The organism is Wolbachia endosymbiont (group B) of Rhopobota naevana (assembly GCF_947250615.1).
Lineage (GTDB): Bacteria > Pseudomonadota > Alphaproteobacteria > Rickettsiales > Anaplasmataceae > Wolbachia.
Genome location: NZ_OX366333.1, coordinates 1,634,699 through 1,649,950, shown reverse-complemented (window position 1 = coordinate 1,649,950; position 15,252 = coordinate 1,634,699). Strand labels below are relative to the sequence as shown.

At 33.0% G+C, this 15,252-nt stretch carries 18 protein-coding genes, 1 other RNA gene and 1 pseudogene; 7 read left to right on the top strand and 13 right to left on the bottom strand.

Features of this window, described 5'->3' with window-relative positions:
- Positions 1-124 precede the first annotated feature (124 nt).
- Positions 125-532, top strand: coding sequence for a hypothetical protein (locus tag OOL01_RS07945; RefSeq protein WP_264686762.1), 408 nt, complete (start codon positions 125-127; stop codon positions 530-532).
- Here the strand turns inward: OOL01_RS07945 and OOL01_RS07940 are convergent.
- Positions 520-1,818: a bifunctional folylpolyglutamate synthase/dihydrofolate synthase gene (locus OOL01_RS07940; protein ID WP_064085350.1), complete on the bottom strand. Its 1,299-nt coding sequence runs from the start codon at positions 1,816-1,818 to the stop codon at positions 520-522. The two genes, OOL01_RS07945 and OOL01_RS07940, sit on opposite strands and share 13 nt — an antisense overlap.
- Entirely contained in the window at positions 1,815-2,399 is a 585-nt protein-coding gene (locus tag OOL01_RS07935; RefSeq protein WP_264686761.1) for an MlaC/ttg2D family ABC transporter substrate-binding protein, read from the bottom strand. The genes OOL01_RS07940 and OOL01_RS07935 overlap by 4 nt, the downstream gene beginning before the upstream one ends.
- Positions 2,400-2,516: 117 nt before the next feature.
- Here OOL01_RS07935 and ssrS point away from each other — a divergent pair.
- The 3 genes from ssrS (at position 2,517) to OOL01_RS07920 (ending at position 3,903) form a co-directional block, all read left to right on the top strand.
- Positions 2,517-2,678: non-coding RNA, 6S RNA (gene ssrS, locus OOL01_RS07930), on the top strand.
- 17 nt (positions 2,679-2,695) lie between these two features.
- Positions 2,696-3,157 carry a type II toxin-antitoxin system RatA family toxin gene (locus OOL01_RS07925; protein WP_254229976.1) on the top strand — a complete coding sequence of 154 codons (462 nt, stop codon included), beginning with the start codon at positions 2,696-2,698 and terminating at the stop codon, positions 3,155-3,157.
- A gap of 53 nt (positions 3,158-3,210) precedes the next feature.
- Complete coding sequence (locus OOL01_RS07920) at positions 3,211-3,903, top strand: DsbA family protein (protein WP_264686760.1); 693 nt, start codon at positions 3,211-3,213, stop codon at positions 3,901-3,903.
- Between the two features lie 28 nt (positions 3,904-3,931).
- Here OOL01_RS07920 and OOL01_RS07915 read toward each other — a convergent pair whose 3' ends face one another.
- Entirely contained in the window at positions 3,932-4,210 is a 279-nt protein-coding gene (locus OOL01_RS07915) for a DUF2671 domain-containing protein (RefSeq protein WP_010403908.1), read from the bottom strand.
- A 251-nt stretch (positions 4,211-4,461) separates the two neighbouring features.
- Between OOL01_RS07915 and OOL01_RS07910 the strand changes: the two genes are divergently transcribed.
- Entirely contained in the window at positions 4,462-5,139 is a 678-nt protein-coding gene (locus OOL01_RS07910; RefSeq protein ID WP_264686759.1) for an O-methyltransferase, read from the top strand.
- On the opposite strand, the gene OOL01_RS07905 is transcribed toward OOL01_RS07910, so the two are convergent.
- Positions 5,111-5,764 (bottom strand): glutathione S-transferase family protein, encoded by a 654-nt coding sequence (locus OOL01_RS07905; protein ID WP_010403901.1) that lies wholly within the window; start codon positions 5,762-5,764, stop codon positions 5,111-5,113. The two genes, OOL01_RS07910 and OOL01_RS07905, sit on opposite strands and share 29 nt — an antisense overlap.
- Before the next feature lie 311 nt (positions 5,765-6,075).
- On the opposite strand from OOL01_RS07905, the pseudogene OOL01_RS08635 reads away from it, so the two are divergent.
- Positions 6,076-6,977: pseudogene (locus tag OOL01_RS08635) on the top strand (IS5 family transposase).
- A gap of 189 nt (positions 6,978-7,166) precedes the next feature.
- Positions 7,167-8,336 carry a hypothetical protein gene (locus OOL01_RS07890; RefSeq protein WP_264686757.1) on the top strand — a complete coding sequence of 390 codons (1,170 nt, stop codon included), beginning with the start codon at positions 7,167-7,169 and terminating at the stop codon, positions 8,334-8,336.
- Between the two features lie 44 nt (positions 8,337-8,380).
- On the opposite strand, the gene OOL01_RS07885 is transcribed toward OOL01_RS07890, so the two are convergent.
- From OOL01_RS07885 to OOL01_RS07845, 9 genes are all read right to left on the bottom strand, one after another.
- A complete protein-coding gene (locus OOL01_RS07885) occupies positions 8,381-9,622 on the bottom strand; it encodes a citrate synthase (protein ID WP_264686756.1) in 1,242 nt (413 codons plus the stop codon).
- Between the two features lie 79 nt (positions 9,623-9,701).
- Positions 9,702-9,971 carry a 30S ribosomal protein S20 gene (gene rpsT, locus OOL01_RS07880; RefSeq protein WP_007302369.1) on the bottom strand — a complete coding sequence of 90 codons (270 nt, stop codon included), beginning with the start codon at positions 9,969-9,971 and terminating at the stop codon, positions 9,702-9,704.
- 43 nt (positions 9,972-10,014) lie between these two features.
- The gene (locus OOL01_RS07875) at positions 10,015-10,740 is read right to left on the bottom strand and encodes a lysophospholipid acyltransferase family protein (protein WP_029237643.1); all 726 of its coding nucleotides are present in this window, start codon (positions 10,738-10,740) and stop codon (positions 10,015-10,017) included.
- A gap of 56 nt (positions 10,741-10,796) precedes the next feature.
- Entirely contained in the window at positions 10,797-11,783 is a 987-nt protein-coding gene (locus OOL01_RS07870) for a site-specific tyrosine recombinase (protein ID WP_010404031.1), read from the bottom strand.
- A 335-nt stretch (positions 11,784-12,118) separates the two neighbouring features.
- Positions 12,119-12,790, bottom strand: a complete 672-nt coding sequence (locus OOL01_RS07865) for a DnaA ATPase domain-containing protein (protein ID WP_264686755.1) — start codon at positions 12,788-12,790, stop codon at positions 12,119-12,121.
- Between the two features lie 18 nt (positions 12,791-12,808).
- Entirely contained in the window at positions 12,809-12,970 is a 162-nt protein-coding gene (locus tag OOL01_RS07860) for a hypothetical protein (RefSeq protein WP_012481963.1), read from the bottom strand.
- Positions 12,967-13,701: a group II intron maturase-specific domain-containing protein gene (locus OOL01_RS07855; RefSeq protein ID WP_264686754.1), complete on the bottom strand. Its 735-nt coding sequence runs from the start codon at positions 13,699-13,701 to the stop codon at positions 12,967-12,969. The genes OOL01_RS07860 and OOL01_RS07855 overlap by 4 nt, the downstream gene beginning before the upstream one ends.
- A gap of 53 nt (positions 13,702-13,754) precedes the next feature.
- The gene (gene ltrA, locus OOL01_RS07850) at positions 13,755-14,999 is read right to left on the bottom strand and encodes a group II intron reverse transcriptase/maturase (protein ID WP_007302363.1); all 1,245 of its coding nucleotides are present in this window, start codon (positions 14,997-14,999) and stop codon (positions 13,755-13,757) included.
- 52 nt (positions 15,000-15,051) lie between these two features.
- Positions 15,052-15,192 carry a hypothetical protein gene (locus tag OOL01_RS07845; RefSeq protein ID WP_019078704.1) on the bottom strand — a complete coding sequence of 47 codons (141 nt, stop codon included), beginning with the start codon at positions 15,190-15,192 and terminating at the stop codon, positions 15,052-15,054.
- Between the last annotated feature and the right edge of the window lie 60 nt (positions 15,193-15,252).

Sequence of the window (15,252 nt, the reverse complement as noted above, 5' to 3'; positions counted from 1 at the left end):
TTACTTGGGGTGTAAGCTATATAAGGCTGCTAATTTTACTGATACACCTGGCATTTTGTTTAGTGCGAGCCTAATAACATTTGTTACAACTTTTTTCTTATCTATTTATTTGATATCACCTTTAATGAAAGAAATTGTAGATTTGCAAAATTCTCAACGGGAACAAGGTGAAAATTTAGATCAAGAAGAGAGATGGGAAGAAATATTAAAAAGTAAAAGATTTAAATATTTCATTTTTACTTCCCAATGTTCGAGTTATCTCCCTCCTATTTTATTAATAGCAGGTTTGGTGTTACAGTATCAATCTAGTTGCGTAGACAGTAAAATACTCATTGGATTTGCTACAGTACTAGGTTGTAGTTTATTACTACACTTAGCAAGTGAAATCTACGAGAGAAAAGTTGTAAATCTTGTAAAAACTGAAGGAATAGGTGATGAACAAAATGTACCTATAGGAGCATCAACCGAAAAGCCAAGCAGCATTGTAAATCCTGATGGTGCTTTTAACGTCTCGGCTTATCAAGTAGGTTGATTATTCTCCATACTCAAATCTCTGGCTAAAAATAACGAGCCACAAATTAGTATGGTTTTGACGTTTTGAATAGAGGCTTTTAGTATGTGATTTGATATTGCATCACCGATTGATTCACATTCAATAGCATTTACTCCTATATTATTAGCTCCTTCTCTGATTAAATCTGTACTTGTTGCTTTAGGTTCAGATTTAACACAAACGGCGCATAGTAGTTTGATGTATGGCTTTAAGTGCTCTAAGAACTCTGCGACGTTTCTGTTACGAGTGACACCAAAGATCATATAAACACCTTCAGCAAAATTGTCTTTTACCCACCTAGCTAACACTCTGGCACCATCATTGTTGTGTGCACCATCTAGAAATAATTGCCAATCTTTTGGTAATAAAGAAATTAAATTACCTTCTTTTATAGACTCTAGCCGCGCAGGCCAATAAGTGCTCTGTAAACCTGAAGCAATGTCCTCTTCTCCAATATCAAATCCATATTTTCCACTCAAAATGCTACATGCTGCAATGGCGTTTCCTGCATTGATTATTTGGTGTTCACCCTTTAAAGATGGCAAAGAAAATTCTATTGATTGAATAGCCGATTGAAAGACCATTCTGTTATTCTGTTTTTCGCAATTCCATTCAAGTCCTCCTCTATACAGAGGAGATTTCTTATTTATTGCATGATGCTCTAGCGTGTTCATTATAGATTTTTCTTGTGGTGCTATTACGCAAGGAACATTAGGTTTCATTATTCCAGCCTTTTCACCTGCTATGGTTTCTACGGTAGGACCAAGATATTCTGTATGGTCAAGGGCAATTGAAGTGATGATCGTTAGAATTGGATTATCTATAACATTTGTTGCATCAAGCCTTCCACCCAGACCCACTTCAACTAAAGTAATATCAGCTTTATGACGAGAAAAAGCTAAGAAGGCTGCAGTCGTTGCGGCTTCAAATAGAGTGATGGGTTGTTCTGCGACTGCTATACGGCATTCTTCTAGTGAGTTATGTAATTCACTATCATCGATATCATTGCCTGCAATAACTATTCTTTCATTAAAATTCACTAAATGTGGAGAAGTGTAGGTATGAACTTTATACCCTGCTGCTTGCATTATATATCTTAGAAATGATAGTGTCGATCCTTTGCCATTAGTGCCAGCTATGTGAATTATTGGCGGTATTTTTTTCTCAGGATTGCCTAATCTATTGAGAGAGCTTTTTATGCGATCAAGAGAAAAATCCTTTGGTCTACTGCCAAGCGGCTTAGGCCAATGAGGCATGTATATCATAGATTATTGTTACATTTTAATTCATCTATTACACTTGCCATGCCGTGCGTGTCGATTTTTTCACTAAATTGAGAACGTTGATTAATAGCAATACTTATCCCACTCATTACAACATCGTTTATTAAGAAAGAATTGTCATTTTTAGTCACTTTAAAGTCAATGTTTGTAAATTCTTCATCACCATAAGAAAATCTTGTTCCTATCAGACAAGTTTCATCGTCAACTGCTTTTGTACTCATTATGGTCATTTCACTATTATTTATGTATTTATACAAAATTTTAGCGCACAAGCGCGCGAGATATACTTCATATTCTTTTAGAAACTCTTCTTTTTCTTTCTGAGTAGATAAATTCCAATATTTCCCTATGACAAATCGAGATATTCCTTTGAGGTCAACATTATTCTGAATAATTTTCAGAAGTTCTTCTTGTACATGTTCTAGATTTTTTCTATTCCCTTTCATAGACGTGTTGTCTACTTGCTGCTTCATGGCAAGCACAAAAGTTTTGTGCCCTATACAATTCGCGTAAGCACTTGAGGAGATTACAATAAAAATGGTTAAGAACTTAATAAGATTCATAAGATATATTTATTAGCTATGATACTTAAAATGCAAAATTTAACAAAGGCAAAATAATGATCGCTAGTTTTAATATATCTATAGACATACTCTATATAAATAATCTATAATTAATTTAGGGGTCTGTGCTATGCGTTATGAGTTAAGTTAAATTTCCCGAGCGATAATTTCTGATCAAGGGAATTGCCTCTGTTAATTTCATTGAAATTAGTACGTGATGCCCACCTTAACTTTAGGTCTCAGGAATCTACTAAGACTGACGGTAGATATGGATCCCTTTTCCATTATTTAGGTTTATGTTACACCAATATAAAGAACAAGGTGTTTTTTTCTGTTCATCTCATGAGATATTTCAAGTTGTAATTGACGTTGAGAAGTATCCTGATTTTGTTCCTTGGTGCAAAGCTGTTTATATAAAAGAAAAAACTGATAGCCAAATGATTGTGGACCTCCTTGCAGCTTTTCATGGCATTAAAGGAAGTTACACATCAGAAGTGACCTTTCTTTCTCCAAATGGAGCAAATAAAAGTTGGATAAAAGCTGTGTCGTCAAATGGAATATTTAAACATTTATACAACGAATGGAAATTCACTCCTATAGATGAAAGTAAAACTATGGTAGAGTTCTATATAAAGTTTGAATTTAAATCCAATTTGTTTTCCACCTTATTAAACTCAGTTTATAAATACACACAAAGTAAAATAATTGCTGCATTTAAAGACAGAGTAGAAAGTGTTGCCGAGAAAAAGTTATCTTGACATTATTTATATAAATGCATAAATTCTTTAATAAGTTAAGTGTTTCCATTGTAATGATTTTTAGATTATTGTTCTTACTTATTTTTATAAGTGTTAGTTCTTATGCAGCTATTGAACAAAACTTACCCAACACTCAAAAAACTGATGAAATAACATCAAAAGAACTACTGTCACTACTGCCTGATGATAAATTATTAGGTGATCCAAAAGCACCAATTTTAATGATAGAATATGCTTCGCTCACTTGTTATCACTGTTCTCTTTTTCATAAGAAAGTTTTTCCTAAAATCAAAGAGAAGTACATAGATACAGGTAAGATGTTATACATATTCCGTCATTTTCCTCTAGATTACAGAGGATTAAAAGCTGCAATGCTAAGTTATTGCTATGAAAAAGAAGAAGACTATTTTAATTTTAACAAAGCTGTGTTTAATGTAATAGACTCGTGGAACTACTCTAATTTTAGTGATTTAACTATACTACAAAAAATTGCTGCACTAAGCAATTTGAAGCAAGATGTATTTAACCAATGCATTAATGATAAAAAGATGATGGACAAAATTATAAATGATAAATCACTTGCAATTAATAAACTTGGTATAACAGCTACTCCAGTATTTATCGTCAAGCTTAACAATAATAAATCATATGTAGAGAATAATAAAATTAAACATGAAGGATATAGAGAGCTGGAATATTTCACTAATGTAATAGATGAGTTATATGGAAAAGCTATAGTGAAGTAATAACACTTTAGCTTACCATATAAAAACCCTATGCTGAATCAGTATTTTTTGATACTGTTTGTTGCTTTTTACGCTCAAACTCTCTTTTTTTACTGTGCCAAGCATAATAATACATAGCAATTTTATTCTCTATTAATACTATCGTTCCATCATAAAATTGGACCATATCCATAACTTTTTTCTGAGCTTCGTTAAAGCGTTCTTTGTACTTCTCGCGATAAGCTGGATTGTGCAGTAATTTCACTCCTTCATTATTATTAGATTTCTTGCTTAACGTTTCAACTTCGTTAGCAATGTTATAAGACATATAACCCCCTCTAATTGATTATAAAAATTACATTTTAAGAGAGATGTAAATAAACGATCCCTTAATTCTAGTATAACAATTGGTTATTATACTAATTAACCATAGTAAAATATATAATAATCTTTGTCACTTAAAATTTTACTTTATAAAATAACAACTTAAAATAAAAAAATTTTATTATTCTTAACTCTATTGTTATATTTATAAATCTTATATAGATTAAACCTCCTTAGTTTATATTATAAAACTTAATGCGTCATAACTTTAGCAGAAAATCGTTGTACATAAGAAGCTTATTTGCAAAAGAGTATAAAAAAATAGAAGAACATTGTACTCTTGATAAGAAACAACGTATTCAAATCACTCCTGAAGAAGGAAAATTATTAAATTTATTTATCAAAATCCATAAAGTTAAAAGCATAGTTGAAATTGGCACGTTATATGGTTATTCGTCAATTTGTATGGTAAAAGCTTTACCGAAAGATGGTCATATATATACAATAGAAAATAATCCTCAACACTCAAGAATAGCAAAAAAAAATTTTAGTGCTTTTAATCTAAGTGATAAAATTACTCTAATAGAAGGTGATGCACTGGAAAAAATTAATGAATTATCAGCAAAGGCACCATTTGACATGATATTCATCGATGCTGACAAAAGTAGTTATCCTAAGTATTTAGATTGGGCAGAGTCATACATTAAACAAGATGGGCTAATCGTTGCAGATAACACTCTATTATTTGATACAGTATTTTTAGAATCTCCTCCAAAAGAAGTATCAGAAAAGTCATGGCGTGCTATGAGAGAGTTTAACGATAGATTGTCAGATGAAAAAAAATATTTCTCCATATTGATTCCTACTGACGAAGGAATGACTGTAGCTTTAAAACTCACGCAAGTTAAAAATCAAGGTCAGCGTAATGTCTAGGGGGAGTTAAGCCAAAAACTCTCTCTAATAATATTTCGCGAAAACAAGGCCTTGATTTAACAATGGAGTACCATTCTTTTAAAATCTTACTTTTTTCCCATGGGAAACTATTTACGTAGTCTATTATAGAAATATGTGATGCTAAAGTAATATCGGCTAAAGTGAACTTATCGGTTGCAAGCCAAACGTTCTTGTTAATTAAGTGTTCGATGTATTCCATATGGCAAGGCAGGTTATTCTGAGCTGCATGAAGAAATCTAGAGTCAGGGCTGCGGTTAGTAATTACTTTTTCATTCATAATATACTTAGTAACTTCATTGTAAAATTTGCTATCGAACCAATTGATTAAAGCGCGTATTTTAGACTTAATAATAGTGGATGAACCAAGTAATTTGACGTCGCTATTGTAAGTCTCTTCTATATATTCACAAATGGCATTACTATCCGCTATTACAAAGTTATTATCTATTAATACTGGTACTTGTCCGATTGGATTGATCTCCATGAATTCATTCCGCTTTTCCCATGGATTTTCATATACCAAATCACAACTCAGCTTTTTTTCCTTGAGAAGAGCTCTAACTTTTCGTGAAAACGGACAAAGAGGAAAATGATATAAAATCATAATATTCCTCTTTTGTTATTCCAATACCTATATGTTGTCATTCCAGTACGTGACATTGGAATCCAGCTTATTTCATTATGTTTAACATATACTCCTAGAATCCATTGTCCATTGTATAATTTCCAAATATTTTTATACTTGAATCCCAGTACAACTGTACGAACATTGTAGTCTGAGAGCAATCCCCACCGGAAGGGTGTCATTTCAGTGATTGACACTGGGATGGCTTTGTTGCATCGCTCAAGTGAAAAGAACTGGCAGTTACTGACAAAATTCATTATAAATAGCCATTTAACTGTTGAAGAAAAAATATGCCACAAAAAATGAGAGTCAGTAACTGCCATGAATATAACAAATTTCTCCAAGAAAGAGGAAGCATTTTTTGTTATATCAATGACGCCATAGAAAATTGGTACGAGAATTGTCCAAAAATGCAGGGCGGCAACTATATTTATAGTGATAAAGTTGTGATTTTAGTGCATATAATCGTCAGTTTCTTTAGAATTGGTTTAAGACAAACAGTCGGGTTTATAAAAGGGTATTTGCAACAAATAGGAAGAGATTTGCAGCTATTCACAAGCATCAAAAAAAACTTAATATTAAGATAAATGATTGCAGAAAATAATATAGAAGATATCGAAATTGTTATAGACAGTACAGGAATTAGTATATACAACGACACACAGCAAGGAAAATAGCACTGACAGAGTGGCTATGAGCAAACGAGAAAATTGCACGGAATGTTAAATATAAACAACAAAAAAGCCATAGCTGTAAAATACAGTAACGGTGTCTACTCTGATCACTTGTGATTTGCTAAAAGAAGTTGATTTTCAGCATGCCATAAAAGCACTATATGCAGATAGGGCATACGATAGGCAAAAACTTTATAAATTGTGTAAGAAATACGATATAAAAACAAAAGTTCTACCAAAAAAGGATGCAGCAGAACATTCAAAAATAGATTATATGTCTGACAGGAATGCTGCTATTAGGTTAATAAAATTATACGGTGAAGATGGCATGAAAGAATGGAAAAAGAAGTAAATTATGGGAAAAGATCTTATATTGAAGGGTTTTTCTCAAGATTAAAGCAAATATTCGGATTTAGTTTTAGGAATAAATCTGAGATAAATCGAGAAAAAGAACTAAATGCTATTTGCTTAATAAATTCACTGATATTGGTATGGCTAAATTTGAGATAGTCACATGAATTTACCATAAATCACCATCTCATAAAGTGTGATGCAACAAAGCCATCCCAGACTGGGATGACAGGAAAAAAAGGCATTCTGATGACACTATTAGTGATGATTGTTTTTATACAGAGTTTTTTCCTTTTAACTCTTACCAAAAGAAATTGCCTGAAGGTAATAAATTTTTGGTGCCAATGAGGAAAGAGGTGGTTTCTAATCTAAAGTTTTTACTAGCCAATGAAATCGCGCGATTTGCAACAGATCTTATTAAAGAGCAAAAAAAAGAAGACAAAAAATCGGAACTAGGTTTTGAGGAGCTACCAAATGATATAGAGAAGGAGATAGAAAAGTATGTAGATTATAATATAATTGATGAAGTCTTTGATAAGGGATCTTATCTATATGGTGCGGAGTGTGTTGATAGAAATTTGCAACGTTCTTTTGTAGATTTGCTCTCATCGAGGATAACAGGTTATGAAAATGGTCCTAAAAAAACTAAGGATTTTTTAGAAGAGAAAGGAAATTATGTATATCTAAAGAAAAGCATTTTTGATAATCCTAAGCTTGTTAAAGACATAGTAAAGCATATAGTATCTCTGACATGCCGTTGTTTTGATACTCCAAATACCGAGGATGAAATGAATAAAACTCTGAAGTTCGCAATTGTTGATTTAATTTGTAAGGCACTACCGCACCTACCAATTGATTCTATGTGGCATACTTCCCATAAAGAAAGTGAAGATGAGTATTCAATTTTGGCTCCTGTTATTGATTATGATAATTACATAGAGTTTTTAAATGAAAAAGAAGTTGATCATATTAATAATAAGGTGTTTGGTGGTACAAAAGTATTGCGTGATGTAAAAGATGATATTGCAGAAAGAGGTCTGCCAACATATGGTGACGGACGAATATATGCAATAGACTTTTTTAACCGAGACATTGCTTACTGCGTGATGGATAAGATCATAGAGAGCTCTGTAATCAATGAGGATTATAAACTGTCCATTGATCCTGCGCGTGTGCCAGCTATGAAACCACAAACTCTTGCCCCTTCTGAAGAAAAAGTAGGGACGGATGGACCAAGTGCAGATACAAGTGCAGATAGTGGTTTTGGTGATTCACCTAAGAATTCAGTTATAGGTAAATCACATGCTAAAAACTCAAGCAAATTCCTTAGGCCCGACTACTATGGTGAAGGTAAAGGTGGGGATGATGCTTCGGCTAAAGATAGTGGCTTTGGCCCTTCTTCAGCACGATCTTCTTTTAATAAGCCCAAAACAACATTTAACCAACCTTCTATATCACAGCCTGACCAATGTTCTGCAAAAAAGCAGACATCAACTAGTAAAAAATCAATTTGCTGTATTTTATAGCTAAAGAAAATTAGACTATTTGAGGACGAATTGTGAATGAAAGTTTATTTGCCAAGGTATAGCTGCCTTGGCCTACAAATCTTGGTTTCTTTATCGTTTACCATTTCATACCACTGGGCAACCCAACCAGTGGTTCTTGCAAGTGCAAAAATGGGTGTAAACATACTTGAAGGGATACCGATAGCATTCATTATTATACCTGAGTAAAAATCAACATTTGGATACAACTTACGTGTAATGAAATACTCATCCTTTAAAGCTATTTCTTCAAGTTTTTTTGCAATTTTAAGTAATTTATTGTTTTGCTCTAGTTTGCTTAAAATCTCATGACAAGCATCCTTTAATATAAGCGCGCGCGGATCATAGTTTTTATAAACACGATGTCCAAATCCCATTAGCTTAAATGGATCTTTATCATCTTTAGCTTTCTCAATGAATCTATCTACATCTCCACTTTGCTCTATCTCTTTTAGCATATTTATAACTGCCTCATTAGCTCCACCGTGTGCTGGACCCCAAAGTGTAGCAACTCCTGCAGACAGGCTTGCAAATAGATTAGAACCAGCTGACCCTACCAATCTGACAGCTGCTGTAGAAGCATTCTGTTCATGATCAGCATGAAGAGTAAATATTTTATCCAGAGCTTTTACAAAAAGGGTATTATTAACAGCACTGCCAAATATCATATTTAAGAAATTCTCACTATAACTTAATTTATTATTAGCATTTATGAATTCCTGATTGTTGATATGTCTATAAATCATTGCAACAATTGCAGGAACTTTTGCTATTGCAGAAATTCCAAAATCTAAATCTTCACCATTGACATTGTTGCCATGCATTTCATGGTAAGACGCTGACAAATTTGCAAAACATGCAACTAAAATCGACATAGGGTGAGCAGTTTTTGGAAATGCTTTGATTACATTTGTAACTTGCTCTGATACTTTGGATGATTCTTGTATTTTGAGAAGAAATTTTTTGTGTTGCTCTGAACTGGGTAATTCACCATAGAGCAATAAATAAATCACAGCAGTAAAATTATTATTCTCTGCCAAATCAGCTATATTATGTCCCCTATATTTAAGAACTCCTTCATCTCCATCAATGAATGTAATTGTAGAAGAGCATGAAGCTGTAGAAACAAACCCTGGATCGTAAGTGAATAATCCTGTCTTCTTATATAAATCCTTGATATTTAACACGCCAGGACCTACTGTTCCATTTAATACGGGTAGATCAATTTTTGACCCATTACTTAGTTCCAATAATGCTTTTTTATCCATCACTTAAGCTACTTAATTTTATACAGAATATACAAACTGAAGAGTATATATTAATACAGCTAACTTTACATTAACCGTATTAAGCGGTCATCAATGCTTTTACTTTTGCATTTAAGCGACTTATTTTACGCGCAGCGGTATTCCTATGAATGACACCTTTATTTACACATTTATGTAAATTGGATTCAGCATTCCGAAATGCCAAGACAACATTCTCTTTATCACCAGACTTGATTATATCAACTAATCTTCTAATAGCAGTACGAGTTTTGCTTTTTCGCATCTTATTTACTAAAGTACGCTTTGCTATTACCTTCATCATTTTTTTAGCACTCTTATGATTTGCCATATATTAATACCTGTACTTTTCTTTTAATTATAAAGTTTTTTTGTTAATTTGCAATATCAGTTTTTTCTGCAATTAATCTACTACTTCTTTCTTCAATGATTTTTTCTAAACTTTGCAAGAATTCATTTTTGTTTAACCCAGGATATATGGGAGGTAATATTTCTATTACCGCCTTTCCGGGATTCTTTCTCAGAGAAAGTATGCTTTTTGGCCAAAACAAACCAGTGTTTAAAGCAATCGGTAACACAGGAACAGATAATACGCTATATAAAGCAGCAATACCCGATTGATATTTTATATTTTGGTTTATAGTTGTTCTTGTACCTTCAGGAAATATTATTATGCCTCTATTTTCTTTTATACACACTTTTGCTAATTTCATGATATGACGCACAGAACTAATACCATCTGAGCGGTTAATAAAAATCATTTTTAATGCCATGAGATGCAAACCAATGAATGGAATCCATTTCAATTCACGTTTTAAAATAAAAACTGCTTTTCTAAAAAGTAGTATAAAAATAAATGTTTCAAATGGAGATTGGTGTTTAGATGCAATTATAAAAGGTTGCTTAGGAATGTTTTCCATTCCCCTCACTTCATATTTAATGCCACATAATAAACGCAACATGAATAATACAACTCTCACCGAGCAAACAAGGAAAATGGTTATTACACACTCAGGAAAGAAAATTACAGGGAGAGTAATTAAAGTATAGAATACTTCCCATAATATAAGGAGTAAATTAAATAATAAACTTGCAATCACAAACACACGTAAACTTATTTGAATTTAACTTTACTACAAAACTAAAAGCAATAAGTTTAATTATTGATCATCTGAGTAATAGGATGAGAATCAGCTAATTTGTCCTTTAACTTTTCGTTAGCAATATGAGTATATATTTGTGTTGTAGAAAGATTAGTATGGCCAAGAATTTTTTGTATCAGCACAATATTTGCTCCGCTATTCAGTAGATGGGTAGCAAGAGAATGCCTAATCACATGTGGAGAGATTTTATTTTCATCAATATCGCACTTTCTTGCTAATTCCTTTATTAATTGACCAACTCTTTGCCTTGTAATTGGTTTATTAGGTTTATCACCTGGGAATAGCCAATCAGATTTTTTGTTGTTAGGGAGCAGATTGTCACGAATTGATAAATAATCTTTAAGGCTTTGCAATGCTTGTTGATTAAAAAAGATTTGCCTTTCTCTGCCACTTTTTCCCTTTATTATTATGTAGCCTTCCTTACCATTACTGTTTACTAAATGTGATACTTCACATAACTTCATATTGATTAGTTCAGAAACACGCATCCCGGAAGAGTAAAGAATATCTAAAATTGCACATAGCCTTTTACTGCTTATCTCTTTATTCGATCCGCTTGCTGATTTTTTTACTGTTTCCATGAGCAAAAATATTTCTTGAACACTTAAATACTTAGGCAAAGGACGGGAAACCTTTGGATTTCTTAATTCATTATCATTAGCCGGTGCTGGATTAAAATCTATTATTCCATCATTAAATAGGCACTTATAGAAATTTTTGATAGCAGATATTTTTCTTGATATAGAGCTAGTTTTATATTTCTTTTGTGTACGTAAAAAGTTTACATAATCTTTAATATTAGCTTTACTTGCACCAACTAAGGTAGTGCCTCCTTCTAATAAAAATTTTTCAAGTTGGTGTAAATCTGAACGATAACTTTCCAAAGTATTTTGTGTAGAGGATTTTTCGGAAACCAAAGTATCTATGTAATACGTTATGTAAAGATCCTCTTTTTTATTTTGTGGTTGTTTATTTTTCATTATCAGCTCCTATATTTATTTCTTTGACTATAATTTGATTAAAAGTATTTTTTGTATTTTTTATAAGAAAATATGAGATAAATAAAACATTTATCAATAAAGTAAGTACTACAAACCTTTGTTTTAACCTTTTTTTTAAATTTGATCTTATTTTTACCATATTTCAATTATAACATCAAATCTATAAAAAACATCCTGTAAAGTAAGTTTTACTATCATATAAAATATCCCTTAGCTATGTCTGTTTATGCTTATTACATCATAGCATTTATTATAATTTTAACATAAAGAGATAGTGATTTCAACTTCATTATTGTATGGGTATTAATAAATCTTTAATATATATAACAAATGTCTTGAGCAGAAGGAATCACTTGGGACTTATTTTTTAATAAAGTGTTAATAAAAGGAATGGTTACATTTGATCCTATGGATTCACTATCTATTTTTTCTATAATTTTATTAATGCTGTGGAAAGAACGTTCTATTCTTGCTAGAATATAATTAATCACTTTTAAATCAATTTTTAACTGTTTATCTGAAAATCGTTTTATTAGCATAATTCTTAATAATTCCTCGCTTGCAGGCAAAATTTTTACGCTGGTAGTTGACAATATTCGGGAGCTTAAATCTCTTAGTTTGAAGTTAAGCTTTTTTGGTGAAATTGAAGAAGTGATTAGCAGTCTCTTATCATTTTCTTTCATATAATTATAACAATGTAACAACATTTCCTCATCTTTAATGTTTTGTACATCCTCTAAAATAAACGCATCGCTATACCTCATTTCGCTTACAAAATTATTCACATTGATAAAAATTGCATTGTTTATTGATTGCCAAATATGAGCAAGGTGAGTTTTTCCAGAGCTGTTAGGTCCAAAAAGAATCAGGCATTTCCAAGATAAATCGTTAACTATTGAGTTATATACGTGCTTATTTTCGTCTAAGGTGATATAGTTTTGCCAGCAATAATCAACTTGATTATTGCTAAATAAATTTAGTTGCACGTAAAGCCTCTTACATTACTACTTTTTGATAATAATTTTTGCATAAAAATTTACTTGGTCAGGTAAGGAAGCAGTATTACTACTACCCCCTCCCTTAGAAACGCAGCATGCAGGTTTCCCAACACTACGCTTGAGCCCCTTATCTAAGTTCTTCTTTTCTAGAACCGGCTTGTCCTTCATGATTCCTCAGGAAACATCATTCTTAATGGTGACACCAACAGTAGAGAACCTTCTCTTGAGAAAGAGCTTGCTAACATTCTTGTTCGTTTCACTCTCTCATCAAAATACTTTTTCCATTTTAAGTCAAGGGGATTTGCATCCGCTCTGATTTTAACATGTCGTCTGATAGGTATATCAATCAGCTTAAGCAGTCTTAAATACCGTATCTCTTTTGGTTTGTTCTTGCATAGGGGTGCAGCAAAAACCCATTGGCGTTGACCCATTACTTTGAAGTAACGATTCTTTATCCAACGTAATCCTTTACGAGGATGTCTTTTCTTTGCCCATTTCCATAAACTATGCCAAATTTCATTGTCGATCTTTCTAAACGCTTTTTTAGCACACACATGGTGATAGTAATTTCCCCATCCTCTCAGTAGAGAGTTGAGTGACTTAATTACTATAGCCTGAGTGTTCGCTATATTTGCTTTTATCAATGTACGTGCTTTATTCAGAAGTCTTTTAATACTTTCTTTCGAAGGTTTAATAATTAACTTCTTATTATATCTACGTACATTACAACCAAGAAAGTCAAACCCTGTTGTGATAGATGTAATCTTTGTCTTCTCTTCTGACAGAATTAAACCTCGCTCATGAAGAAAAGATGATACTAAAGGCTTAACTTCCTTTTCCAGTACTTCATGTGTGAAACCTGAAATAATAAGGAGAGTAGACCGGCGGAGCTTCCCCACCAGTCTCTCGCAGAACTGCACGGAAACCTCTCGGCTTATACAGCTCCCATTATTTAGCCTTTTGATCCTAACCCAAGTGTCCAATGATAGAAAATACTTGGAGACCTCTTTCTCACTTTTCCTAGAAATTGCTTTGCTAGTCTTCCGTGATCACGAAGTTTCTTATATTTTGTCCTGACCCATCTTATGAGGTATCTCTCTATATTTCTAAGAGATGGATACATCTCTGATTTATAAAACCTGCCATAGTACTGAAACCAGCCTCTGACTATTGGATCTATCTTCTTCGATATTTCCTCTAGTGTGGTCCATGTAATCCGATGTATTCTCCATGACTTTATGGTTTTCTTGATCTTCTTCTTGGCTTTGTTACTAATTGCAGGTAGAAATGAGATGAAATAATTCCTCATCTTATTCTTTGCTACTCTAGGTCTAAAAGTATAACCTAGAAAATCAAAGCTTTGTTTAGGAAATTGTTCTTTTCTATCATCATCCTTACTGTACACAATCTGTGTCTTTTCAGGATGTAACTTCAATTTACACTTAGCCAATCTTTCTTCAATCATTACTTTCATAAATCCTGCCTGTCTTTTAGTTCTGCAGTGCACTATCGCATCATCTACATATCTTTCAAATGGTACTGTTGGATAATTTTGTTTCATCCACATATCAAACGCATGGTGCATAAATATGCTTGAAATGATTGGGCTTATAGAACCTCCTTGCGGAACTCCTTTATCCCTTGTTACCCTACTGCCATCTGCTTGCTGAATGGGGGCTTTCATCCACCTCTCAACATACAGTATGACCCATTTGCAGTCTGTGTGTTTCTTGATAGCCTGCAGTGCTAAATCGTGGTCCAGATTGTCGAAAAATCCAGATATATCAAGATCTACCGTCCAATCATTTTTCCAACATCTCTTCCGTGCTGTGTATACCGCATCCAGCGCAGACTTATTTGGTCTATAACCATATGAATCTTCGTGAAATTTCGGTTCTACTAACGGCTCAAGATACATTGTAGCTGCTGTTTGCGCTATTCTGTCGAATACTGAAGGCACACATAAAATTCTTTGCCCTCCTGTATCTTTTGGTATCGCAACAGCTTTTACCGGCTCTGGAAAATAACTTCCGGATGACATCCGATTCCATAATTTGTATAGATTATCCTTTAGATTTTCTTCAAACTTTGTTATCGAGACCTCATCTACACCTGCTGCACCTTTATTTTTCGATACTTGTTTATAAGCTCTCCAAATAAGTTGCTTCGGTATATCAAAAGACTTTGTTTTATTCATTGACTCCTCCCTTTCGGTTGATAAATAATTAAAACTAAATAACTTAGCCCCTTCACTCCATTTCCATTACAGAAACTTCTTCGCTACTACGAGCTAATCCGCCCCTGTTTTTCGCATCGGTACTCTCATCCTCAGAGATCAGCTCTTTGGACTTCTCCCTTTTCATCGAAACGACAGGTTCCCGTAGTTCCATGCAATAGCCTAAAATAGATTCACGCCACTTTTATGCCGGACGCCACCTACCCAGTAAACA